26 protein-coding genes and 1 tRNA gene are annotated in these 24673 nt (G+C 51.9%); 13 read left to right on the forward strand and 14 right to left on the reverse strand.

Translation table 11 applies throughout. The features are described 5' to 3' along the window. The first annotated feature begins 84 nt into the window (after positions 1-84). Positions 85-930: an ABC transporter ATP-binding protein gene (locus KNP77_RS05675; protein WP_214889138.1), complete on the forward strand. Its 846-nt coding sequence runs from the start codon at positions 85-87 to the stop codon at positions 928-930. Positions 931-1029: 99 nt separating this feature from the next. Next, the gene (locus KNP77_RS05680) at positions 1030-1584 is read left to right on the forward strand and encodes a methyltransferase family protein (RefSeq protein WP_016509434.1); all 555 of its coding nucleotides are present in this window, start codon (positions 1030-1032) and stop codon (positions 1582-1584) included. An 80-nt stretch (positions 1585-1664) separates the two neighbouring features. Here KNP77_RS05680 and KNP77_RS05685 read toward each other — a convergent pair whose 3' ends face one another. Continuing rightward, on the reverse strand, positions 1665-2474 hold the full coding sequence (locus tag KNP77_RS05685; protein ID WP_070328868.1) for a DUF368 domain-containing protein: 810 nt from the start codon (positions 2472-2474) through the stop codon (positions 1665-1667). 105 nt (positions 2475-2579) lie between these two features. Continuing rightward, positions 2580-3134 carry a GNAT family N-acetyltransferase gene (locus KNP77_RS05690; RefSeq protein ID WP_251138942.1) on the reverse strand — a complete coding sequence of 185 codons (555 nt, stop codon included), beginning with the start codon at positions 3132-3134 and terminating at the stop codon, positions 2580-2582. Positions 3135-3235: 101 nt separating this feature from the next. Between KNP77_RS05690 and KNP77_RS05695 the strand changes: the two genes are divergently transcribed. Together KNP77_RS05695 and KNP77_RS05700 are read left to right on the forward strand one after the other, a co-directional pair. Further along, positions 3236-3985, forward strand: coding sequence for a sugar nucleotide-binding protein (locus KNP77_RS05695; RefSeq protein ID WP_131505097.1), 750 nt, complete (start codon positions 3236-3238; stop codon positions 3983-3985). 89 nt (positions 3986-4074) lie between these two features. Then, the gene (locus tag KNP77_RS05700; protein WP_131490651.1) at positions 4075-4437 is read left to right on the forward strand and encodes a potassium channel family protein; all 363 of its coding nucleotides are present in this window, start codon (positions 4075-4077) and stop codon (positions 4435-4437) included. 19 nt (positions 4438-4456) lie between these two features. Here the strand turns inward: KNP77_RS05700 and KNP77_RS05705 are convergent, their stop codons facing one another. Beyond that, positions 4457-5815, reverse strand: coding sequence for an alanine/glycine:cation symporter family protein (locus KNP77_RS05705; RefSeq protein WP_214889145.1), 1359 nt, complete (start codon positions 5813-5815; stop codon positions 4457-4459). A gap of 132 nt (positions 5816-5947) precedes the next feature. Further along, positions 5948-6217: a membrane protein insertion efficiency factor YidD gene (yidD, locus tag KNP77_RS05710; RefSeq protein WP_083274114.1), complete on the reverse strand. Its 270-nt coding sequence runs from the start codon at positions 6215-6217 to the stop codon at positions 5948-5950. Positions 6218-6426: 209 nt separating this feature from the next. On the opposite strand from yidD, the gene KNP77_RS05715 reads away from it, so the two are divergent. From KNP77_RS05715 to KNP77_RS05730, 4 genes are all read left to right on the forward strand, one after another. Further along, a complete protein-coding gene (locus tag KNP77_RS05715; protein WP_251138943.1) occupies positions 6427-7224 on the forward strand; it encodes a pyrroline-5-carboxylate reductase family protein in 798 nt (265 codons plus the stop codon). Positions 7225-7411: 187 nt separating this feature from the next. Next, positions 7412-7648 (forward strand): FeoA family protein, encoded by a 237-nt coding sequence (locus tag KNP77_RS05720; protein ID WP_070328862.1) that lies wholly within the window; start codon positions 7412-7414, stop codon positions 7646-7648. After that, positions 7645-9621 carry a ferrous iron transport protein B gene (feoB, locus tag KNP77_RS05725; RefSeq protein WP_214889151.1) on the forward strand — a complete coding sequence of 659 codons (1977 nt, stop codon included), beginning with the start codon at positions 7645-7647 and terminating at the stop codon, positions 9619-9621. The genes KNP77_RS05720 and feoB overlap by 4 nt, the downstream gene beginning before the upstream one ends. Positions 9622-9636: 15 nt before the next feature. Beyond that, complete coding sequence (locus tag KNP77_RS05730) at positions 9637-9852, forward strand: FeoB-associated Cys-rich membrane protein (RefSeq protein WP_214889154.1); 216 nt, start codon at positions 9637-9639, stop codon at positions 9850-9852. A gap of 27 nt (positions 9853-9879) precedes the next feature. Here KNP77_RS05730 and KNP77_RS05735 read toward each other — a convergent pair whose 3' ends face one another. The 6 genes from KNP77_RS05735 to KNP77_RS05760 form a co-directional block, all read right to left on the reverse strand. Then, positions 9880-10584 carry a DUF554 domain-containing protein gene (locus KNP77_RS05735; RefSeq protein WP_214889157.1) on the reverse strand — a complete coding sequence of 235 codons (705 nt, stop codon included), beginning with the start codon at positions 10582-10584 and terminating at the stop codon, positions 9880-9882. Between the two features lie 158 nt (positions 10585-10742). Further along, positions 10743-10815, reverse strand: a tRNA-Val gene (locus tag KNP77_RS05740). A gap of 86 nt (positions 10816-10901) precedes the next feature. Continuing rightward, the gene (locus KNP77_RS05745) at positions 10902-11459 is read right to left on the reverse strand and encodes a GNAT family N-acetyltransferase (RefSeq protein ID WP_131465726.1); all 558 of its coding nucleotides are present in this window, start codon (positions 11457-11459) and stop codon (positions 10902-10904) included. A gap of 67 nt (positions 11460-11526) precedes the next feature. Beyond that, a complete protein-coding gene (locus tag KNP77_RS05750; RefSeq protein WP_214889160.1) occupies positions 11527-11841 on the reverse strand; it encodes a DMT family transporter in 315 nt (104 codons plus the stop codon). Further along, positions 11838-12167, reverse strand: coding sequence for a DMT family transporter (locus KNP77_RS05755; RefSeq protein WP_251138957.1), 330 nt, complete (start codon positions 12165-12167; stop codon positions 11838-11840). The genes KNP77_RS05750 and KNP77_RS05755 overlap by 4 nt, the downstream gene beginning before the upstream one ends. A gap of 11 nt (positions 12168-12178) precedes the next feature. Then, the gene (locus KNP77_RS05760) at positions 12179-12757 is read right to left on the reverse strand and encodes a TetR/AcrR family transcriptional regulator (protein WP_214889167.1); all 579 of its coding nucleotides are present in this window, start codon (positions 12755-12757) and stop codon (positions 12179-12181) included. A 127-nt stretch (positions 12758-12884) separates the two neighbouring features. Here KNP77_RS05760 and KNP77_RS05765 point away from each other — a divergent pair, with 127 nt between their 5' ends. Beyond that, complete coding sequence (locus tag KNP77_RS05765) at positions 12885-13667, forward strand: alpha/beta hydrolase (RefSeq protein WP_070328856.1); 783 nt, start codon at positions 12885-12887, stop codon at positions 13665-13667. A gap of 54 nt (positions 13668-13721) precedes the next feature. On the opposite strand, the gene KNP77_RS05770 is transcribed toward KNP77_RS05765, so the two are convergent. Next, positions 13722-14960: an aminopeptidase gene (locus tag KNP77_RS05770; protein ID WP_214889170.1), complete on the reverse strand. Its 1239-nt coding sequence runs from the start codon at positions 14958-14960 to the stop codon at positions 13722-13724. 114 nt (positions 14961-15074) lie between these two features. On the opposite strand from KNP77_RS05770, the gene KNP77_RS05775 reads away from it, so the two are divergent. From KNP77_RS05775 to KNP77_RS05785, 3 genes are all read left to right on the forward strand, one after another. Continuing rightward, positions 15075-15482 carry a YkvA family protein gene (locus KNP77_RS05775; RefSeq protein ID WP_070328854.1) on the forward strand — a complete coding sequence of 136 codons (408 nt, stop codon included), beginning with the start codon at positions 15075-15077 and terminating at the stop codon, positions 15480-15482. Positions 15483-15568: 86 nt separating this feature from the next. After that, positions 15569-16435 (forward strand): YitT family protein, encoded by an 867-nt coding sequence (locus tag KNP77_RS05780; protein ID WP_070328853.1) that lies wholly within the window; start codon positions 15569-15571, stop codon positions 16433-16435. A 115-nt stretch (positions 16436-16550) separates the two neighbouring features. Further along, positions 16551-19139, forward strand: coding sequence for a putative bifunctional diguanylate cyclase/phosphodiesterase (locus tag KNP77_RS05785; RefSeq protein ID WP_251138944.1), 2589 nt, complete (start codon positions 16551-16553; stop codon positions 19137-19139). A 43-nt stretch (positions 19140-19182) separates the two neighbouring features. On the opposite strand, the gene KNP77_RS05790 is transcribed toward KNP77_RS05785, so the two are convergent. Further along, positions 19183-21252 carry an alpha-amylase family protein gene (locus KNP77_RS05790; RefSeq protein WP_251138945.1) on the reverse strand — a complete coding sequence of 690 codons (2070 nt, stop codon included), beginning with the start codon at positions 21250-21252 and terminating at the stop codon, positions 19183-19185. Positions 21253-21420: 168 nt separating this feature from the next. Between KNP77_RS05790 and KNP77_RS05795 the strand changes: the two genes are divergently transcribed. Next, on the forward strand, positions 21421-22044 hold the full coding sequence (locus KNP77_RS05795; protein ID WP_236633751.1) for a hypothetical protein: 624 nt from the start codon (positions 21421-21423) through the stop codon (positions 22042-22044). Positions 22045-22089: 45 nt separating this feature from the next. Here the strand turns inward: KNP77_RS05795 and KNP77_RS05800 are convergent, their stop codons facing one another. Continuing rightward, positions 22090-24126, reverse strand: a complete 2037-nt coding sequence (locus tag KNP77_RS05800) for a heavy metal translocating P-type ATPase (protein WP_214889173.1) — start codon at positions 24124-24126, stop codon at positions 22090-22092. Positions 24127-24235: 109 nt separating this feature from the next. Continuing rightward, positions 24236-24601, reverse strand: a complete 366-nt coding sequence (locus KNP77_RS05805; protein WP_070328849.1) for an ArsR/SmtB family transcription factor — start codon at positions 24599-24601, stop codon at positions 24236-24238. Positions 24602-24673: the final 72 nt, after the last annotated feature.

Below are 24673 nucleotides of genomic sequence, written 5' to 3' on the forward strand. Positions count from 1 at the left end.
ACAGCTTTTCATTCAGACTGCTATAGTTGACGTTACATTGAGAATCATTATCAAAACTACTGTTACGAGGAGAGGGGAATCCACATGTCACGGATCCATACGGCAGACATCGAGGTCGGTTACGGCGGCAAAACAATTGTGAAGCAATTGAGTTTATCGATCCCGGACCGTCAAATCACAACCATCATCGGCCCGAACGGTTGTGGGAAATCGACACTCTTGAAAGCCATGACTCGGATTCTGTCCCCGTCTAACGGTTCGGTCCATTTAGACGGAGCGGACATCGCCAAATGCAATACGAAAGAAATCGCCCAAAAGATGGCGATTTTGTCGCAAACGCCTGAAGGCGCTGGCGGCTTGACCGTGGGAGAACTCGTCTCGTACGGTCGCTTTCCTTATCAATCCGGGTTTGGTCGTTTATCGAAACATGACCATGAAGTGATTGATTGGGCGCTTGAGGTGACCGGTACGCTCGAGTTCAAAGATCGAAGCGTCGACGCCCTTTCAGGCGGACAACGCCAACGGGTGTGGATCGCGATGGCACTGGCCCAAGAGACGGACTTGATATTTTTAGATGAGCCGACGACGTATCTCGATCTCGCGCATCAGCTCGAAGTGCTCGAACTACTCGAGACGTTGAACCGCGAGCAGGGCCGGACGATCGTCATGGTCCTCCACGACTTGAATCAGGCCGCCCGGTTTGCCGACCATATCGTCGCCATGAAAGACGGAGAAGTGCTCGCGACGGGCTCCGCCGAGGAAGTCATTTGTCCGCTCGTCCTTAGACAAGTCTTTCATATCGATGCCATCATCGGACGAGACCCACGGACCGAAAAACCGATGTGCCTCACCTACCAACTTATAAAAGATGAGATTCAACGTGAAGCGCTCGACCCTTCGAGTGCTGATCTCGTTGCTAGTTCTCGTTAGTATGATGAAGCGAACGGAGCGCCTCGCACATTGCGAGGCGTTTTTCAGCAGGAAGAGGCGGGTAATGAGTGGAACATATTGAAGAAAGGGGGAAACGCTATGGATTGGCTCGATGGTTTGTTCATTCTCGTCTCGACCGCATGGCTGTATGAGATGAGGCGATACCGTAATCGTGATGAACCGACCGATGGCAACAGTGAGCACATGAGCTTTTACATCGTCTCACTCATTATGGTCACCGTGTTCGCCGTCTCGATCGGTTTATCTATTTTCACTGAAACACGCCAACCGCTCCTAGTCCGTTGGCTCGGGCTCGGGTGTTACATAGCCGGTGTTTCACTTCGTTACTGGGGAATCGCGCATTTGCGTCATCAATTCACTCGTCACGTCGTCGTCCGTCCTGCTGATGAGATCGTCAGCTCTGGACCGTACCGCTTTTTGCGCCATCCGCTCTATACCGGGCTATTATTTATCACGTTCGGATTTTCGCTCTATTTCAGTCATTGGGGCGTCGCGCTCGTCGGTACGTTCGCCATGGGGATCGCCTTGCTTTGGCGCATCCATATCGAAGAACAGATGTTGACGTCACACTTCGGCAGCGCCTATCAAACTTGGGCGAAATCACGAAAACGATTGATTCCGTTCATTTATTGAACAAGCGTCGAAAAACACGAATTGATAACCTCGACCCAACAAAAATGCGATCCTGTCAGCAAATGACAGGATCGCATTTTTTATACGGAAAATCGGCCGAGCAGTCGGACGATCAAAAAACCGGCAACGAACGAAACAACGCTCAAGACCCACATCGTCGCCGTCTCCGGAAGACCCGGGAAGACGACGGCGAGGGACCCGATGACGAGTCCTAAGATGACCGAGAACGTCATGCCCGGGAAATTCCCGAGCAAATAACGGATCACTTTACTGCTGACGATGAATCCGACGGCTACACCGAGTCCGACGATCCCGATAATGAGCACGTTCAAGTTCGACAAGGCGCTGATGACCGTCGGGTACACGCCGATCAAGAGCAAGACGAACGAGCCGCTGATCCCCGGGAGCAACATCGCCATACTGCCGAGCCAACCCGAGAAGAACAACAACAGCGCCGTGCCGGTCGACAGTTCAGTAATAATGGCTGTGTCGGCCGGTTTGATGATTGCCATACTTGCTACTAGAATCGCTCCGATCACCATCGCCACGATGTGCACGGGGCGCATCGTCGCACGCGATTTAAATTCAAACATCAACAGTGGGATAATCCCAAGAATCAAGCCGATGAAAAAGAACTGTGTCGGTGCATAGTATTCTAACAATAAAAATTCAATTAGACGGCTCAGTCCTAAAATCGCGGTTCCCATTCCGATTGCTAACGGAATTAGAAACCCAATATGCTTTTTCCACTGCCGACTGAACACACCGCTGATCGCTTCGATCAATCGATCGTAAATCCCTAAAATGACTGCGATTGTCCCCCCGCTGACGCCAGGAATCAAGTCACTCGTCCCCATCGCGATACCGCGCAGGATATTTTTCCACTCCATAATCGATCTCCTTTTATATCTGATTCGTTTCAAGCACTTAGTATATCCGAGAAGCTCGGGTTTTGCATCGGTTTCGAGACTGAGACTCGGACTTCGGTCCATGTTTCACAAGTCGAGCATCATATAATCGAAACGGTCTCCTGAAATCTCAATCTCTTTATGTTTGCGGAATCCAAGACGTTCGTACAGACGAGCCGCTGCCGGATTGCCCTGGTCGACGTTGAGTGTGACGGCCGGGATGTTTGTTTCGCGAGCATGTTCGACCACTCGCTGGATCAATTTCGTGCCGATGCCGCGTCCTCCAAATTCTGAGTCGACGGCCACGGAATCGATATACAAAACGTCTCCTTCCGTCTCCACGTCAAGATGTCCAGGCTGCCCATGTTCGATGAGCCATTGCTTAATCGGCTCATCCAACTCAATCGCGCGCTTGCCCTCATAGGCGATAATAACGCCTGCGATGACGCCGTCTATGTCTGCCACCCAAATGTTTTCATAACTTAACCGGTTGTTCGGCCGACCGATCCACATCGCTAAGCGCTCAAGCACTTGCTTTTGGTCTGCCGTCCCCGTCAATGAATAGGCGATATCATGAATCGCTGCGTAAACGAGCGGTGCGATTGCTCCACTTTCGTTTGACTGTGCTTGTCGAATGTTCATCATTTATCTCCTCCATCAATCAGTTTAGCACAAAGCTAGAAACTGGTGGTTTGTCACATCTAGAAGTGTGGGATGATAGAAACAGAAGGGAGGAATTTGTAATGAAAGCTATTTTAACGGGCATGAACGGTACAGTCGCACCGGTCGTCGCCAAAACGATACAACGACATGGGATCGAACCTGTCGCCTGGGACAGATCAACAGTCTCGACGTCAGACGAGGCGGCGATGCGTGAATTTATCGAATCGGTGCGTCCTCATTATTTTCTTCATATCGGTATGGGATCGGTTGAATGGGCGGAAACGTTGGCCCGTCTATGCGGAGAATACAACATCCCGTTCTTGTTTACGAGCACGGTCTCGGTATTCTCAGACAATGTGACCGGTCCAATCACGCCGGACACACCACCTGACGCATCAGACGAATATGGTGCCTATAAACGTGCCTGCGAAGAAACGATCGCCCGGACCAACCCCGGGGCACAAATCGTCCGACTCGGCTGGCAAATCGGCGAAGCTGCCGGTTCGAACAATATGATGGACTATTTCACGAATGAAATGAACCAGCACGGTGTCATCACTGCGAGCGCACACTGGTATCCATCGTGCTCCTTTTTAGAAGACACGGCCGACGCATTGTTCGAGATATTGACGAAGCGCGGTCCGGGTCTATATCAATTGAACGGCAATCCGAGCCTGTCGTTCTATGACATCGCCACTGCGTTAAACGAGTTGCATGACCTCGCGTGGCGCGTCGAGCGAACGGATGAACCAAAACGCGACAATCGGATGGTCGACATGAACATCACGATCCAACCGATCACGAAACGATTGACACTTCATACAAAATGAGTCGACGAATTCGTCGACTCATTTTATGGTTATAAAGGATGTTACCTCGCTTCTACCGAACAAACTTACATAGGAAGGGAGGGGGCCGTATGCTCTCATTCATTTTGACGTTCCGTCGCATGTTTCGTGGAATATGGCGTGGGTTGAAAGAGCCTGAATTTCAAGTTCTGTTCAGTCTAGCATTCCTCACGATTTTGTCAGGTACGCTGTTTTACTCCCGTTTTGAAGATATGCGTTGGTTAGACGCCCTCTATTTCAGCGTCATCACGCTCACGACGATCGGCTACGGTGATTTCGTCCCGACGACCGATATCGGCAAAGTGTTCACGATCGGTTACGTCATCACCGGCGTCGGCATCATGGTCGGGTTCGTGACACAAGTATTCAATCACTTGCAGCAGGCACGACTCGAGGAAATCAAGAACAAACGTAAAATGCCGCCATCCGATTAAGGATAGCGGCGTTCGTTCGTTATGATGCTTTTCGACTTCGGTTCTCGATTGCCAATTGCTGATTAAAACGCTTCGTCTCAGCGATGACGACGCCCGACAAGAACAAGAGCCCGATCAAGTTCGGGATGGCCATCAAGCCGTTGAAGACGTCAGACAGTGCCCACACCATGTTCAAGTTCGTCGTCATCGCCCCGAGTCCAGCGACGAGTACGAATGCGATCCGATATGGGATGATCGATTTTTGACCGAATAAGTAATGAATCGATCGCTCACCATAATACGACCAACCGAGCACCGTCGAGTAAGCGAACATGACGAGACCGATTGTGACGACATAACTGCCGAACGGCCCGAGGAACTGTTCGAACGTCGCCGTCGTCAACTCGACCCCTTCAAGTCCCGATCCGATTTGACCGCCCATGACGAGCGTGATCCCGGTGACCGAACAGACGATCAACGTATCAAGAAACACCTGCGTCATCGAGACGAGGCCTTGACGACCTGGCATGTCCGTCTTGGCCGCGGCCGCAGCGATCGGAGCCGAGCCAAGACCAGCTTCGTTCGAGAAGACTCCGCGCGCAACCCCGTACCGGATGGCTGCCCCGATGGCCCCGCCGCCAATCGCTTCGGCACTGAACGTGCTGCTAAAGATGAGCGCGATCGCATCGGGGATGAGTGTGTAGTTCATGATCATGATCAAGAGACCGCTCCCTAAGTAAAAGACGATCATGACCGGGACGAAGTAACTGACGACACGACCGATCGATTTGACACCACCGAGAATGACGGCGCCCGTGAAAATCATCATCAAGATACCCGATACGTAAAGCGGGACGTCGAACGTCGAGTTGAGCGCCAACGCGACTGAGTTCGTTTGAACCCCGTTCCCGATCCCGAACGCGGCCAGTGAGGCGAACGCTGCAAACGCGACCGCGAGCCAGCGTTGCTTCAAGCCCCGTTCCAAATAATACATCGGTCCTCCGGCCATTTGACCACGTTCGTCCGTCACCCGGTACTTGACGGCGAGCACGGCTTCGGCGTACTTTGTTGCCATCCCGAAGAAGCCCGATACCCACATCCAAACGATCGCGCCTGGTCCCCCGAGGACGACCGCAGTCGCGACACCGACGATATTCCCCGTACCGACGGTCGCTGCGAGCGCCGTCATGAGGGCTTGGAAGTGGCTAATATCTCCTCGTGACGTCTTGTCTTGATTTTTAGAGAATGCGAGTTTCAACGAGTAAGGCAACTTCGTGATTTGGAGCCCCCCGAGACGCACCGTCAAATAAACGCCTGTCCCCACAATCAAAATTAACAGCGGCGGTCCCCACACAAAGTCTGAAATCGTACCGATTAGTTCGCTGAACGATTGACTCATGCTGTAATCCCCTTTCCCCTTATGTAATAAATACACCTCTATTTTTTCAGAATACTCGGAACGTTGTCAAAAGTATTGTGCTAAAACAAAGAAGGGGATAAACGCCCTGTATCTAAAACAGCGAGCCGTCGGTTAGACGTCTCGCTGTGACGGTGGCTTTTCGCGTTGCAGGGGGGCTTTCCAATCAAAATCGTCCGGCACATAGTCAAGTCCGCCCGAATGGAACGGTTGGCACCGCAACAGGCGCCGAGTCGTCAAATACCCGCCTTTGACAGCGCCATGCTTCTCAATCGCCTCAATCCCATAGTGCGAACAGCTCGGATAAAATCGGCACGTCGGGGGCTTTAAAGGAGAAATAAAGCGCTGGTATCCTTGAATCCCACGTACTAATACTCGTTTCATTTCAATCGCCTCGCTCAGTCAGATTACTGCAATGATAGCCCGGACTGCGTGAATTGTCATCTGCAGCGCTTCGTCGATTCTCGTTACAAAACGACGAGTATTTTTCCTTTCTTTTACAATTCGAGCGTGGCAGGCGATAATTGTTCGAACATTTGTTATGATAGGCAACATATATACGACCGAATCAAATGAATGAAGAGGTGACGGAAATGAACATATTAATGGTAGGAGCAGGATCGATGAGCGAGGCACTCGTCCGAGGCTGGATCGCTTCCGGGCTCTCCCCTGAACAGATTACGATGACGAACCGGAGCGACCTTACACGTCTAGAGCAGCTGCAAGATGAACTCGGCGTACAGATCGTCGAAACAGAAGACGTCAACGCTTATACAATCGTCGTGCTCGCGATGCAACCAGACGGCGTCTTAGCTTACGCTCAATCACAGACGTGGAAAACACCACTGCTCGTATCCGTTGCGGCGCATATCGAGCCGAGCGAGCTTGAAGAAGCAGCCGGCATCCCAGCCATCTGCGCGATGCCGAACACCCCGGTCGCCCATCAAACCGGGATGACCGGACTCTGGTTCGGACCTGAGACAGATGCGACCGACCGCGAGACGGCGACGGCACTGTTCAACCGGGTCGGTCGGACGGCCGTCACGGACGCGAAAACGATGTCGGCTTTCATGGCGGCAGCCGGATGTAGTCCTGCGTTCTTTTACGAGATCGTCGGTTCGATGACCCCGGTGCTGACAGAAGCCGGGTTTGATGAAGACACGGCCCGCCAAATCGTCGCTCAGGCGATGAAAGGATCAGCCGAGTTATTGTTGCATGAGACACGTCCGACTGACGAGCTGATCGCCGACGTCGCCGCACCAGATGGACCGACCGACCGCGGTGTCGGCGTGCTCCGCTCACGTGACTTGTCTGACGTGATGTCGTCCGCGCTCCGCGAGAGTGCAAAGGAAGACCACGACCCTGTCGACGCAACGATTGAAAGAACGTAAGCACTTGAACCGCCCGATAGAAGTCGAACGTTAAGTTCTGACTTCTATCGGGCGGTTTTTTTAATTCTCGCACTACTATTTTTTAGAAGTCATAAAATCCACAAATAGTCTAGCTTCCCGATAGTAAAGAACGTGTTATGCTACCAAATGAGAAGAATTATCATTTGACTAAAATGGAGAGATCTTAATGAGTTCATTACTTGCCATGCCGCTACATCAACCAGTGCTCATATCCGATTTAACGAGAATCGATGACCGCTTGCGGCGTCGCATGATTGCCTTAGGATTTTATGAGGGCTGTTCCGTACGAATTAAACGTCGGGCCATCTTTTCCGGACCACTCACGATTGAACAAATCGAACATCAACAAATGATTGCCATCCGTCGCTGTGACGCTGAACAGATTGGGGTGATCGTCCCGTGACGCAACGGATTGCCTTAATCGGAAACCCGAACACCGGAAAAACGTCTCTATTTAACCGATTGACCGGCTCCTTCGCCCACGTCGGTAACTGGGCCGGTGTCACGATCGAACAGAAAATCGGGCAGCTGCATGGAAACATCGGACAGTTGATCGACTTGCCCGGTGTCTATGATTTAGACCCGCTATCGGCTGACGAAGCAATCGTCTCACGATTCTTGTTGCAGGAACCGTTCGATGGGATGTTCAACATCATCGATGCCTCGCAGTTCGAACGTAACTTACAACTAACGCTCCAACTGCTCGAAATGGGCCGCCCGCTTCAAATCGGTCTGAACATGGTCGATGTCGCTGAAGGCCGAGGCATCCACATCAATTTAGAGCGTCTGAAAGAACGTTTGGACGTGGATGTGTTTCCGATCACAGCGCGCACAGGCGCCGGCTGTGAAGTTCTCCTGTCCTCCCTGCGAACGACCCCTCGCGAACCTTTCGTACTCGATTACGGGGAAGAGACCGAACAGGCGATTCAACAAATTCTTGAAGCGACGGGACTTGGTGAGCGCGATCGCTGGGTCGCCATTCAATACTTGGCCGGAAATCGCGTCATTTCAGAACAGCTCGAGTCTTCGACGCCAACCGTCAATGAAATTCGTAAAGCGTTAGAAGTAAAACTCGGACGCTTCGCCCACGCCCACATTACAGAACGCAGACGCGACTGGACGAAAGACGTTCGCCACCACGTCGTCGATCAGCAAGGCGCACAACAAGCCACGGTCACCGACCGCATCGATGCCGTCGTGACACATCCGATCTGGGGCTTACCCATTTTCCTTACAGTACTTTACGCCCTGTTCCACATCACGTTCAACTGGATCGGTGCCCCGTTGTCCGATCTGTTGGATGGATTTCTGTCGGGTCCGGTCACGTCCGGAACGAGCTCGTTGTTACAACTGCTCGGGACCTCTTCTTTCATCCAGGCGTTGCTGATTGATGGGGTAATTGCCGGTGTCGGCGGTGTCCTCGTCTTCGTCCCTCAGATTTTCGTGCTCTTTTTCTTTATCTCGTTTTTAGAGGACTCTGGCTATATGGCGCGTGTCGCCATTGTCATGGACCGATTCATGCAACTCGTCGGACTGAACGGGAAAAGTTTCATTCCGATGATCATTGGATTTGGTTGTAACGTCCCAGGTATTATGGCGGCACGGACGGTCGAGGAAGAGCGGGAGCGGCTCGTCACGATTTTTATTTCGCCGTTCATGTCGTGCTCGGCGCGCCTACCGATCTATGCCGTCTTCGCTGCCAGCTTTTTCGCATCAAACCAAGCGCTCGTCGTCTTATCGCTCTATATGCTCGGGATCGTCCTGGCGTTGATTGCCGCGAAAATATTCACGTCCGTATTGGCGGCGGAAGATCGAAACAGCCTCTTTATCGTCGAACAGCCCCCATACCGTGTCCCCCAAGGGTTGACGCTTTGGCGTAGCACGTGGCAAAAAGCGAAAGGGTTCGTCCGAAAAGCAGGTACGTTCATCTTTGGCGGTTCCGTCTTCATTTGGTTACTCGCCTATTCCGGTCCAGCCGGAATGGACGTCCCGATGAACGAGAGTTTTCTCGCTATGGTCGGCGGGGTCGTTGCGACGTTGTTGATTCCACTCGGTTTCGGGACGTGGCAGGCAGGTGCTTCGCTCATCACAGGTTTTTTGGCGAAAGAAGTCGTCGTATCGACGATGGCGATCATTTATGCGGTCAGCGAATCTGACTTGTCTGCTTCGTTGCTTCCCGTGTTTACGCCGTTGAGCGCATATAGCTTCATGGCGTTCGTCCTCTTGTACGTCCCTTGTCTAGCGACCGTCGCCGTCATTCGGCGCGAGGTGGGAAGTGCCAAGTTGACGTGGGTCGCTAGCCTTTATGGGCTTGGTGTTGCGTACGTCGTATCACTGATGATCTATCAAATCGGTCGTCTGTTCGGATTGTCTTAACAAGGAGGAAAACTTATGTCCTTATTTGATGTACTGATCGGTCTTGCCGTATTCGGGTACGCCGCCTATTCGCTCTATCGCTACACCCGTAAAGCAAAAGCCGGTAAATGCGCCACGTGCGAAATCGCACCGACTTGTACGACATCCTGTGACGCCGCAGACTGGGATAAAATCATTGCGGAAGCACTACATCCTGATCAACCAGTCACGGCCCACAAAAAAACGGACTAGCGCATTTTTTCGCGCTAGTCCGTTTTTTCATTGAAAGATATGTAGCGTGGTGACAATGATCGCGACCATCAAAATACCGGGCAGCAAGTTGGCGACACGAATCCGGGTGATCCCGACCAGGTTCAACCCGATGGCGACGATCATGACGCCCCCGGTCGCCGTCATCTCCAAAATAAAGTCATCCATGAGCGACTCCGGAATAAACTTCATGATCTGGATGGCGAGCAACGCGATCGCTCCTTGGTACAACAAGACCGGCACGGCCGAGAACATAACGCCGATGCCGAGCGTCGAACTGAGCACGAGCGCCGTGAAACCGTCAATCAACCCTTTTGTATAGAGGACGTCATGGTCCCCGCGCAGGCCGCTGTCGAGCGCCCCGATGACGGCCATCGCCCCGATCACAAAGATGAGCGTCGCCGTGATGAAGCCTTCCGCGATGCTCGACTTACTTTTCCCACCGAGACGCCGTTCCAACTGATAGCCGATCTCGTTCAGCTTCTCGTCGAGCTTCCACCATTCGCCAAGTGCGGCTCCGATAACGAGACTGCCGATGACGATTAAAAAATTCTCACTTTTCAAGCCCATCTGTACGCCAAGCACGACGACGGCGAGACCGATGGCAGCCGTGACCGTCTCTTTCATCCGCTCGGGGATTCGGTGAAACAACAACCCGAGTAATGTGCCGACCACGATCAAGGCCGCATTGACGATTGTTCCGGTTAATACCATCGTATAATTCCCCGTTTCTGTATGTATTGAGAGGAATATACCAACTGTTTATGTGGGCTGTCAATTAAAAGAATACACAAAAAAAGCCACTTCTCGTAAGAAGTGGCTGCGCGGAAACCCACGTTCCTATGGGTTTCGCATCGGGTTTGGCACCCAAGTGATTCTGACTGGGCTCGAACCAGCGACCTCTACCCTGTCAAGGTAGCGCTCTCCCAGCTGAGCTACAGAATCAGGTCGTGTCCTCTCTTTAGGACACTATTAATATATCAAGAAACTAATGCCTTGGCAACTGTTTTTTAAAACTTTTTTTATTTTTTTCACCGCGTCATTTCTTCCCGCTTCATGTGACGGCATAGACGTTCCAAATCGCCGGCATACACGGACACAATCATGCCTCCGTGTTCGGTGTCACGGTCCCAATGCAATCCGTTCGCTTTCGCGACTCGTTGTGACGGCACGTTGTCCGGGTGAATGAGCGAGATGATGTCTTTCTCGCCTTCCTCGAACGCATGCCGCATGAGACGCGCGGCCGCTTCCCGGCCGTAGCCCATGTGCCAGTGCTTTGGTGCCAGCCAATAACCGACCTCGAGCTCGATGTTGCCATCAAGTTCATGCAAGAGCGTCCCGGCATGGCCGATCGGCTCATCGCTGTGATGTGTCATCAGTTTGAGGAGTCCGGTCTGTCGGCCCGTTGTATAGCGGACCAATTGTCTCTCGAACCATTCGATTGTCTGTTCATCCGTATATGGCTTGCCGTCCGGACTGATGAAACGCATCACTCGCGGATCTTGGAGTAGCGATTTTACGAAATAGAAATCGGAGATCGTGTAATGTTCAAGCCGTAGACGTTCTGATTGCAACTCGACAAGATTCATCTTTCCCTCCCCTTTCGTTCACAGTCTGAACTATTCGATTCCCGTTTTCATCTCGTTTCAATCCTATTCACGCCACGACTTTCAATCCGACGACACTCCCGATAATGAGAATTAAAAAGAAGATACGCCAGCGATCCCTCGACTCGTTCAAGTACAGCATACCGAGAATCACTCCGCCCGCCGCGCCGATTCCGACCCAAATCGAGTAAGCGAGTCCGAGCGGCAGCGTCTCGAGCGAACGTGACAACAAATAAAAACTTAGTGCGAACGTCGTGATCGAAAGAAGCGACCATTTTAAAATCTGATAGCCTTTTGATTTTCCCATGAAGAAAACAGCAAGCATCTCAGCGAGCCCAGCCCCGATTAAAAATGTCCAACTCATGCCGACTCACCTCCTGTCACTTGCTTCAAACCGACCACCCCGATGAGGAGCGTCGCGATAAACAACAGCTTCATTCCCGTCATCGTCTCATCAAACAAAATATTTCCAACGATGACCGTCCCGACAGCACCGATACCCGTAAAAACGGCGTACCCGGTGCCAGCTGGCAACACACGGAACGACATCGCCAACAAGCCAAAACTGACAATCAATAACACGATGGTCACGACGGTCGGTCCTAACACGGTAAACCCGTTCGACAATTTCATCGTCGTCGCCCAAACAATTTCAAGAAGTCCGGCGAACACGAGCCACAACCAAGCCATTTGTTCCTTTTTCATGTCCACCCGACTCCTCTCTTGAAAATTTTAAATGCTGCATGCTGTCGTTGCGCTCGATTCGTTGCAAACGAAAAGAGTGAAAGCAACGCCCCGTCCAAAAAGCAATAGTACGCGTCATATACGTCGTCGAGCGATTGTTCCGGTAAATCGCCACGCTCCATCGCCAAACGGAACTGCTCTTTCTCAAACGCCTGGAGCTCGGTCTCGACCGACCCGATCGTCGTCTCGATGAACGCGCGCAGCTCAGGAGGCGGTACGAGCAGCATTCGTTTCGTCAGCATCCAAGTCTCTTCTTCTTCGAAGAAATGAATCAGCGCTTCAACGATTGCCTCGATCCGTTCGAGCGGTGCCGCCTCATTTGACTCGTCCCGTGCTTGTGACCAAGCTCCCTGGTAACGCTCGGCCATCTGTTCGACGACTTGTTTGAACAGCTGTTCTTTTCCTTCGATGTGCGCATATAAAGACGCCTTCTTAATCCCGACATCTTCGGCGAGCGCCGCCAAAGATAATCCTTCATATCCTTCGAGCGCGAACCGGCGTCTGGCAGCTTGTTCAATGCGCTGTTTCGTGGTCATGTGCGATCTACCCCCTTCATCTCCTCTTACTTTACCTAACGAACGGTAGGTAGTCAAATTTCCGGATTGAGTTTTTGTACGGACAACGCCAAAATGAGAAGAGATTGTCAGAGGAAGGAATGATTGTATGATCGAACAGTTTAGTTTCACCTTGCCGACCGAGACGATGCGCGGCCGAAAACGAATCGTCCGCGTCTACCGTCCCGACTTCGCTCGTACCGACGAGGCGTTGCCCGTGCTCTATATGCATGACGGCCAAAACGTCTTCGATGGCAAGACCGCGACAATCGGGGAAGGTTGGGCGATTGACCGCCATCTCGACGATTTGCAACTGCCGCTCATGGTTGTCGCCATCGCGAGCGCCCCCGATTGGCTTGACCGCTATGACGAGTATTCGTTTTATGAAGACGAGATGCTTTATAAACGCATCGGGCCAGAGCTCGCTAAGACCCGGCCGACACTCGGCGGCAAGGGGCGCCTCTATGCCGACTGGCTCATGCAGGAGCTGAAGCCGTGGATTGACGCACGATACGCGACCGACCCGGATGACGTCGGCGTGATGGGCAGCTCGATGGGCGGCGTCATCTCGCTCTACATGATGGCGACGTATCCGGCAATCCGTCGTGTCGGTTCGCTGTCGACGGCCGCCTGGTCCAACCTCGACTCGCTCATTCGCGAACTGAAACAAACTGACCTGTCTGCCCGACTCTACATGGATATCGGCACGAACGAGACGAGCGGACCGATCACGCCCGAGGACTACTTATACACGAATGCGAGACTCGTCGAGACGATCGCTCGGACCGGCGTCGCCTTCCGCTACGAAGTCGAGCCCGGAGCGGTCCACAACGAGATTGCATGGCGGCGTCGGTTGCCGAACGCGCTCGCATTTCTGTATGAACTCTCATGACATGAAAAGACGCAAAGGCGGTCGCCTTTGCGTCTTTTCAACTATCTTTTTCTATTAGATGACCCAGTTCCCATCACGCATGATCGCTTCGCGTGTTCCGTCCTCGAGCTCACCGTCGATATTCATTTCGGCCGAACCGATCATGAAGTCGACGTGTGTCATCGAATCGTTCGCGCCATTCTCAGCGAGTTCTTCGGGCGACATCGTCGGTCCGCCTTCAAGGCATGTCGAGTAGGCACGACCGAGCGCCAAGTGGCACGATGCGTTCTCATCGAACAACGTGTTGTAGAAGAGGAGTCCCGAGTTCGAGATCGGCGAATCGTCCGGCACGAGCGCGACTTCTCCGATGCGGCGTGCCCCTTCATCAAGGTTCAACAGTTCATCGAGTGCTGCCTGCCCCTGCTTCGCTTCCGCTTTTACGACTCTTCCGCCTTCGAACCAAAGCGTGAACCCGTCGATCAAGTTCCCGCTGTAGCTGAGCGGCTTCGTGCTCGACACGTGTCCTTCGACAGCATCTTTATCGGCGAGCGTGAACACTTCCTCCGTCGGCATGTTGGCGATGAAGTCGACGCCGTCCATGTTCGGACCGCCACCACCGAGGAAGACGTGCTTCTTCGGAAGACCGATCGTCAATTCCGTGCCTGGTGCTTTGTAGTGAAGTTTCGCGTATTTCTTGTCCGTCAACAGCTGCGCCCGTGAGCGCAACGCTTGATCGTGCTCGTCCCAGGCGGCAACGACATCGTCTTGGTCCATTCGTGTCGCTGCGAAAATCGCTCTCCACAGGGCTGGAACCGCATCTTCACGGTCTGGGAATACTTTTTTCGCCCATGCTTCAGATGCACCGGCCACGATTGACCAGCTGACATTATCACTCATGACATACTTACGCCATTTCGCGAGCGCGACACCAGACGCCCGGTTCGAGTCGGCGATGCGTGATGATTCGACACCGTTCAGCGCGTCGGGATCGTCGCTGACGATCGACAAGAACGCCGTCTTCTCTTCCGCGAGTTGCTCGAATCGTGCTTTGAGCCACTCCGGGAACTCCTTGAACGCTTCAGTCGGTGCGTTGAAGTAACGCACTTTCGTCGTCTCTTCATCACTCCAGTTGACGTACACTTGTTTCGCCCCGGCCGCGTAGGCCGCTTTCACGATTTGGCGGACGAGCGGTGCTTGGCTAATATCGGCTCGGACTTCGAGCTGTTGACCCGGTTGAATGTTGACACCTTTTTTGACAGCAAGCTCGGCATAGCGGGCAAATTCTGCCTCGGTCGGTAAAGTTACAGTAGACATATGTACAGTTCCTCCTTTTTCACTTACTTCTATTTTCTTAAATTTTCGGAAAAGTTGCAACCAAATCGCAAAAACGGGCATATTAGTAGTTGTAGAGAGAAGGAGGAGAAAAACATGTCAGATTGGAAAACGACTTATTCACACTTTTTAAACAACGCCCAAACCGAATTCACCGAGAACGAAAAGCTAGGTGACTTATTAGTCCAAGGAGAACTCGCCCTAGCAAAAGTCACGGTCGACGTCGCCTCAAACGAAATCAGCGACATCGAACGGGAAGAGGAGCTCACACTATACTTCCAAATGAAACAACTGCTCAACATGCTACGTGCCGTCTACAACGCCCAGTTCGAGATGCAGCCCGACAAGCAACACGCTCTCGTCGCGGCCGTGCTCTATTTCGTCTCACCGTTCGACGCGATTCCGGACGACGCCCCGCTCGGACTTTTTGACGACGCTCAAGTCATCGACTACGTCCACGAACAGCTAGCGAGTGATATCGACCGCTTCCATAACGAGTTATAATCTTTCAAGACTTGAAATTCCGGCGTCATCGGAGTACGCTTGCATGAGTTCATTCAAAGGAGGCGTATGGCGCCTTAGCCACTCATATGTACGCAAAATCACGTAAACGGATCGCTGTCGAGACTATCCTTTTTATCATCGCCGGAACAATCCTACAATCTATCTTTGTCGGTCTGTTACTCAAACCGAATGAAATCGGATCCGGCGGGATTGTCGGAATCACGCTCATCGTCAACGAGCTGTTCGGCACACCGATCGGACTCACCCAGTTGGTACTAAACATCCCGCTCTTCATCATCGGGATCAAATATCTCGGGAGACGATTTATTCTCATGACAGGACTCGTCGTCATATTATCATCGATTTTAATCGATGCGCTGCCTGTCCTCATTCCACCGACGCCACTCGACGATCCGCTCGTCGCGTCCGTCTTCAGCGGTATCGTCTCAGGACTCGGTTTGGCACTTTTGTTATTTGCCGGGGCATCGACAGGCGGGCTCGATATTTTGGGGAAAGTCATCTTCATGAACAACCGCAACTTATCGCTCCCGAAAATCTTTTTGACCCAAGATATCATCGTCTACATTCTCGTGTTCATCACGTTCGATATTAAAGCGGTCATGTACGCACTCGTTCTCAGTTTTGTCCGGTCGCGGACGCTGTTGACGATCCATCGCTTCTTCTCCGCCCAAAAACAGTGTTTCATCATCTGTAAAAAAGCGGATGAGATCAACTTGGTCATCAAACAAAACTTGAAGCGTGGGGTCACCATCATGGACGCGACCGGCGGCTATTCGAACGACGCGAAAAAAATGCTATACGTCGTCGTTCAAAACAATGAGATTCCAAAGTTGCGTCAAATCGTCTCAGACATTGATTCCGAGGCGTTCGTCACTGTCTCAGAAATCGACTCGATTGTCGGTAACTTTAAAGAACATTCGTATACACTTTGATCGACAGCATCGTGCTGTCGATTTTTTTGTGTAATAAATACCCGAACGGTCCGATAATAAGGATGAGCCTCAGAGACATATACAGAAGGAGGTGCATAAGTTGTCTAGCCACACTTTGCGCCAATCAGTCCCCGCTCTTCTCCTCGGGACGTTTTTTATCGGTCTATTCGTTATCTTATTCAGCCCTTATGCGTTAAGGGAGACGAGCTTGTTCGTCTACTTTATGATCATCGCACTCGTCGCCACCGTGGTAAGCGGGAGTGCCGTATTGCGCCATCACGGGATGCGCCGCTATATCTATCTTCTCATTAGCGCTGGCAACGTCTGTTTCATCGCTTATTTGGTGGGACACCGCTTTACCACGGCGATGCCAATTGACATGATGCTGTTCATTCAAAACTTCTTTTATTTGATCATGGCCCTCATCGTCATCACCCAATCGATTGAAATTAGAACGTTGAAGTTGCGTATGTTTGATGTGTTCGCACTGCTCAGCTTTTTGATTGTCGGTGCGTTGCATATCTTCTTTTACACAAAGAACGGCGGCCAGTATGTCACGAGTTTGAACGGCTTTGAAGAACAGATGGTGCTCATCAGCCTTTACATGGTGCTCGGTTTCTTATATTTGAATCGCATCGTGACATCCGGGCAAGGCTTCCGCGTGATGCTCCTCATCGGGATTCTCGGTTTTACAACCGCCTCGATCATCAATGAGCTGCAGTTGTTAACCGGTATCGGCCATGAGCTTCTCCATTTGCTTCAAGTCATCAGCATTCTCATCATTTCAATCAGTTATTTGTTCGATGAATCGACAGAAGACGTCCTCGCCCATGATTCTGTGTTTGATTACGTCATCTACAGTACGATTGTCATGCTGTACATGCTCGCCTCGGATCGACTGCTCGGCACCTCGATCGTCGACTCGATGATTGCGAACGCGGTGTTGCTACTGCTCATCCGTCAATTCGTTGTCGCCAAACAGAACGCACTCATTAGCCATCGCTTACATACCGTCAATACAGACCTCGAAGTCGCGGTCACGACGAAAGCCCACGAGCTCGAACTCCGTGAACAACAGTACCGCTCGCTGTTCGCGTATCACGCAGAGCCCATCTTTTTGTTCGACCTTGACGGCGAAGTGTTGTCCGTCAACGAAGCAGGGAGCTCTGTCCTCGGTCATGACACCGAGACGCTCATCGGATCAAATATTTTAGACATCATCGAACAAACGGATCGATCCGCCTATACGAACGTGTTACGTGACCTTACGAACGGACGGCCGCAAACATTAGACGTCAATGTCGTGACAGAAGATGGTTCGGCACGCGTTTGGCAATTGATGAACATCCCGATGATCATTGATGGGGAAGTCGAAGGCATCTATGCCATCGTCAAAGACATCACGCAAATGATCGTCCAGCAAGAACAGATCCTGTACCAGGCTAACCACGATAGCTTGACCGGGCTGCATAACCGTTACGCGCTGCAAGAACAGATCGAGCGCCTGATTGCGGACGGCCGACCGTTCACACTCATGTTCTCCGACCTCGACGGGTTCAAAGAAATCAATGACCAGTTCGGCCATCATATGGGTGATCAGTTGCTGCAGCACATCGGTAAACGTCTACGCAGCGCCTTGTTGCCAAACGAATATGCCGGACGACTTGGAGGCGATGAATTCATCGTCGTCGCCGAACACAATGATGATGAAATTCTCGTTGAACGTTTACGTCGTCTCGTTTATCGTCCTCCTTATTTCATGGCCGGGAACCTCGTCGAAATTCATGCTTCAATCGGAATCGTCCGTTATCCGGAGCACGGCACGACGCTTAAGCACCTCTTATCGAACGCTGATTTGGCCATGTATAAGGCAAAAGACAAAGGACGCGATGAGACCGTCATCTTCGCTCCTGCGCTTCGCGTCGACAAGGAAGAACGAAAATTGTTGATGGAAGGACTTGATATGGCACTCGAGAAAGGTGAAATCTCACTTTATCTCCAGCCACAGGTCGATGCCTCGACGAAGGCGATCATCGGCGCCGAGGCACTCATGCGTTGGCAACGCGACGGCAAGTTCATCCCGCCGAGCGAATTCATTCCGATCGCCGAAGAGACCGGTCATATTCATGACCTCGGTCGTTGGATGATTCATGAGACGTTCCAACTGATGTACGCGTTTGAACAAGGCGACATCGATTTGCCGAAACTATCGGTCAACTTGTCGGTCCGGCAATTGTTCGATGAACACTTGATCGATTATTTGACGACGTTGTTCGAACGCTTCCCGATCGAACCGAGCCGCTTGAACTTCGAGTTGACCGAAACGGTCGCGGCGCACCAGTCGGACCGCGTCTTAAATCGAATTCTCGAGTTGAAGGCACTCGGCATCAAACTATCGATCGACGATTTCGGGACCGGCTACAGCTCACTCGCCTATCTCGTCCGCTATCCGATTGACGAGTTAAAGATCCCGCGGGAGTTCACGATGCAGCTAGAAGAAAATCGCGAGTATCAAACCGTGACCGCGACCATCGTCGCCATGGCACGACAACTTGGGATGGCTCTCGTCGCTGAAGGCGTCGAGACCGAATACCAAGAGACGTTCCTTCGGCGGATCGGTTGCAATTCGATGCAAGGGTATCGTTACGCGAAACCGATGCCGCTCGACGAGTTCGTCATCTATTACATGAAACAAAACGCTTGAACAGACAAACGCCTCGGATCCACTTACGGACCCGAGGCGTTGCTTATTTCATTTCATAGATTTTGACTTCGCCTGGCATCAAATCGACCCAAAGGTCCCAGTTGTCGTCGAACGAATGCTCGGCGTACGGCCATGAGTTCGGTGAGTACACCATCTCGGCGAAACGACTCGCGTTCCAGTTCCGGCGACGCACCCCATCGAGCGGCACCTTCCCTTGCAGGTGCTCTTGCATATTCGTGTTGGCGATGATGAGCAACGTCTCGTTCGTATCTGCCCGTAACCAAGCTAGACCGATGAACGGCGCCCCCATATCCATCATCGTGAGCGGTTCAAAGTGACTCGGGTCGACGAGAACATCGAGCCAACGGCGGCGAACTTCCGCCACTTGATGCATGAGTTCAACCATTTCAGTCCGCTCGGGATGATCCCAATGGAACTGATACGCGTCGAAGAAAGCAAGTTTCCCGAAATATGGATCGGTCGGGAACAACTGATACGCCTCTTCCGGTCGGCAATCGAGACCGGTATTCATCGGCTGCGTCTCATACAGTTCAAGCCCCGAGTTCGTCAATGGCACCCCGTTCGGCATGAAGCCGTTCAGTACGGTGAGCAAGCGACTCGCCTGGTGTCCACCGTCTCGTGTCGCAATCCGGCGTGTATCGGCTGTCTCACCAGCCGCAAATACCGGCAACGGCAAGAAACGTGAGTCGTAGATGAATTGGTGGGTGTCATGCGTGTCAAAACGCGGCTCTTTATAGAATCCGTATCCGATGATCATATTGTAGCCGGCGTCACGCGCCGACCAAGCCCCGACTTCGATCAGTTCTTCGGCGATGAAACTGAAGTTCGAATCGAGTTGACGCGGCTCTGTCAAGATGCGCTGGGCGAGATCGACTGGCAAAGCGTGTCCCATGTCGATTCGAGCACCGTCAATCCCATATTCGCGTTGATAATGCGGGATGATGTCGGCTAACATCGCCCAAAGCGGCTCGTTGATCTCGTCACCCCGGAACTGGTTCGACTTGATCGAGTCGAACAAAATATACGGTGCTAGACTCGCCTCGCCGACATAAGGTGCAGCTGCTGTCGGGTGGTCGAGGAACAGGCGGAAGTATGTGACGTCCGACCACGGCGGTTGCGGATCGTTGATACAGTCCGAGAACGCCGGAGCGGTCGTCAAACCGAACTCACGCTCGATGACGGCAAGTAAGTTTTCGTCCGGATGTTCGACCAAGTAGGCTTTCACCGTCTCCCACTTGGCAGCATCGACGAGATTAGGCGCCATCGAGAAGCGGCGGAGATGGTGCCAAACGTCCTCAGATCCATAGATCATCGGCAGGAATGCATACTCAGGCTTCACGTTTTCTCCGATTCCCGGGACGTGAGGCGGGTGATAGTAATCGAGTTCCGCAACCGGGATCCAGTAGAACCATTCCGGATTTTCTAAAATGAGACGGTTATCGCGGGCGCATGTGCGAGGAATAACATCGATGACGACACGAATGCCCACCATATGACACGCCTCGACGAAAGCTGCGAACTCTTCCTCGACCGTCAACCCGTCCCCTGTCAATGTCTCTTTTAGTTCTTCGTCGATGGCAAAGAAATCTTGGACAGCGTATGGGGAACCGAACTCACCTTTCTTATTTTTATGACTGTGCTGCGAGATCGGCAATAAAAATAACGTGTCGATCCCCATGTATAACAAGTGTGGCAACAGAGCCAGCGTTTTCACGAACGTGCCGGTATCTTTCATGCCTTGAGAGTTGTCCATCTCGACGTAGCCTGACCCGTCATGGTCCCACGACGTCGAGGTCCGGACTTGCATCGAGTAGACCGAGGAGCGCTTAATCCAGTCTCCCCCTGTCTCGAGGTGCCCGTCCGCTTGTGCGATCGACTGACGATAATCACGCCCGTTGACAGCGTGCGGAAGAATGCCTCGTTCAATCGTATCGATTAAAAAGTCGTACGGGTTCACCCGCTCGACACCGTCGCGCACGGGTTCTGCCGGAAATCGCATCCGGTTCCATAAGGTCGGGATTTCATATTGAAGATTGGTCCGTTTTGTTTTTAAGACCTGATGTAACTTTTTTAACGACGAGTTCTCTGGCATATTTACTCTCCTTATGAATGAAATCATTCCATCGTCTATTGTAAGCGATAACAAGAAACGTCATATTATATATTTAACTCTTTACCCGGTTTTTCCTTTCCTAAAAAAATATTTTATGCTGAAACCCGAAAAATATTGTACGATTGTCTTCATAAAGGAGGGATGAACATGTCCCAACGAAAGTGGCTGCTGCTGCTCGCCTCATTGTCCGTATTAATCGTCCTCGTCATCGCCAGTTTCATCGTTCAACTGCGAAATACGACTGACCAGATCGATACCATTCACGAGCAACGGTTCGATTCATATGAAGCAATTGAAGAAATCATGTACTACAATATCGAACGCGCCAACGCTATCCGCGGTCTCCTCGCCTATGAAGACCGCCGCTTTTTAGAAGCCTATTACAGCATGTCCCAACGTACGAAAGAGTTGAAGGAATCTATCAAGAATGATCCGAGAACGCCAAGTTCATTCCTCGACTTACTGCATCGGGACGGCATTTGGGAACAAGAAGCCGACCGCGTCCTCGTCATGTACGAGAGCGGTGACATCGAACAGGCGACGGTGACGGCCAAGTCGATGACCGATCAACGGCAGACGATACTAGAAGATTTAAGAGCTTTGAAACAGATGCAATACAACGATATCCGGAAAGAGCTCGTATCCACTCAAAATCAAATCGATATCGTCATTCAAGCACTGTACTCAATCGTTTTCTTACTCGTAGCGGTCCTCATCATCCTCATGTTCATGATTTTCAAAACACGTCAAAAAAAGACCGATCACAACTGATCGGTCTCAAGTATTCACCAAACTTCAAGCTCGCTTGAAGTTTTTTTAGTTGGAACGGATCAAGCGAGTCGCGTTGCCGATCGCGAGCAACGCGACGCCGACGTCTGCGAACACCGCTTCCCACATCGATGCGAGTCCGAGCACGCCGAGCAGGAGGAACAGCGCCTTCATCCCGAATGCGAGGACGATATTTTGCCACACGATCCGCTTCGTCCGCTGACTTAACTCAATCGCCGCAACGACATCGCTCGGTGCGTCATTCATGAGCACGAGGTCTGCCGCCGTCACTGCGGCATCGCTCCCGATTCCACCCATGACGAGTCCGACGTCCGCACGGGCCAGCGCTGCCGCATCGTTCAAACCGTCACCTACGAACGCGACTTTCCCTCGCGCGGCCAACTTCTCCACTTCCTCGACTTTCTGATGGGGAAGTAACTCACTTTTCACTTCATCGATTCCGATTTTCAAACCGACCGACGTCGCAACTTCATCCCGGTCCCCTGTCAACATGACCGTCCGATAGCCGAGACGTTTTAGCGCGGCAATGGCTGCTGCGGCATCCTCTTTCACCGTATCCATCAGTTCAATCCGCCCGAGCCAGCGGTCATTTCTCATGACGTGGACGCTTGTGCCCATTTGTTCATCTTGAATCGAATGTCCTAACTTCCTCATGAAACGGGCACTTCCGACATAGATTGTATCCGTGCTATCTGTCGCTGTCAGACCGTAGCCCGGGTCTTCGGTAATATTCGCAAACGCGGTCGTCTTGCTCGCCTTCGCGACGATTGCTTTTGCCAGCGGATGCGTCGATGCCATCTCAACACGGGCAGCGAGCGTTAACAACTCCGCTTCCGTCACGTCTCCGCTCGTCGTCACGTCCGTCACTTCAAAGCGACCGGTCGTGAGCGTTCCCGTCTTGTCAAAGATGACCGTCTTCACTTCGGCGAGCACGTCTAAATACTCGCCGCCTTTGACCAAAATCCCTCGTTTAGAACCAGCCCCGATCCCGCCGAAATAACCTAACGGAATTGAAATGACGAGTGCGCACGGGCAACTGATGACGAGGAAAATTAAGGCGCGATACACCCACTCCTCTAAATTCCCAACGAAAAGAGGTGGGATGAACGCAACGATTGCTGCTAAAACGACGACAATCGGCGTATACACTCTGGCTAAGCGTGTGATCATCTGCTCTGTCTTCGCTTTGTTCGAGCTTGCCTGTTCGACAAGCGCAATCATCTTTTGCAAGCTCGACTCCGTCGCAGATCGTATGACGCGCACTTCAAGCCGCCCTTCTAAATTGACCATTCCGGCGAGCACTTCATCGTGCGGTCCGACTTGACGGGGAACCGATTCGCCCGTCAATGATGCCGTATCGAGTGAACTCGAGCCGATCACGACGCTCCCGTCCATCGGAACTTGTTCGCCGGCACGGACGATGATGACCGAGCCGATTGCCACATCTTCAGGACGCCGTTCGAACTCACCGTCCGGACCGAGCACACGTGCCATCGTCGGTTTCATATTCAATAATGACTGGATCGACCGACGCGACGCATGGACGGCTCGTCCTTGGAAGTATTCGCCGAGTTGATAAAATAGCATGACGGCGACCGCTTCCGGATATTCTCGAATTGCGAATGCCCCAATCGTCGCAATCGTCATTAAAAACTTCTCATCGAACCATTCGCGATGCCATACGTTTCGTGCTGCCGCATAGACGACATCATAGCCGGCGACTGCATAAGCAACAACGTATAACGGCAGTGATTCAGTCAAGAGAGCGAGCACAAGCAGGCTGAGGGCGATACCAAAGCGCCACAACAGGTGGTTCGATGCTTGCTCGATTTGATCAGTTTTCACGAAATGCGCGCCCGGTTCAATCCGCCCCATCGTCTCTTCAATTGAACGGAGCGCTGTTTCACGCTCGGACGGGTCAATCCATTCGATGATCATCCGGCTCGTCGCAAAGTCGATTTGACAGGATGCGACACCGGTCTGCTCCGAGACGCTTTTCTCGATCTTCGCCGCACAATTTGTACAAGTTATACCTTCGACTGGTAAGACGTCACGTGATTCCATAGATTTCCCTCCCACTTCATTCAAACGCTTATTTGAATATATCTTAACGCTGATCGGAAGAGAATACAATATAAAAAAGTGTCTACTGTGTTGTCGCAGTAGACACTTCTCAAAGACCTGATTGCTGTTCGGCACTGTGCGCCATCGCGATTTCGACGAGAAGGCGAACGTGCTCGTCATCTAATGAGTAATAAACAACTTTCCCATCTTTACGATATTTTACGAGCCCTTGATCGAGGAGCGTCCGTAAATGATGAGACGCGGTCGCGTTCGAGTGTCCGATCACGGCGGCGACGTCACAGACACATAATTCTTGCTCGAGCGTCAGGACGTACAGCACTTTCAGTCTCGTCGGATCAGCGAACGCCTTAAACAACCGACTGACTCGGTTCGCATCCAATCGCACAAGCGCCTGTTGCAATACAGCCACGTCTTCACTTTGGATGGCGATTGTTTCGCATTGTGGTGCCTTCATCCGTGTCACCTCATTTCGTATAATTTCATTTTAGCAAATCCAAACAGAAAAATCTGTTATAGATTATAATTG

This window comes from Exiguobacterium sp. s142, from assembly GCF_018618455.1.
GTDB classification, from domain to species: Bacteria; Bacillota; Bacilli; order Exiguobacteriales; family Exiguobacteriaceae; genus Exiguobacterium; species Exiguobacterium aurantiacum_A.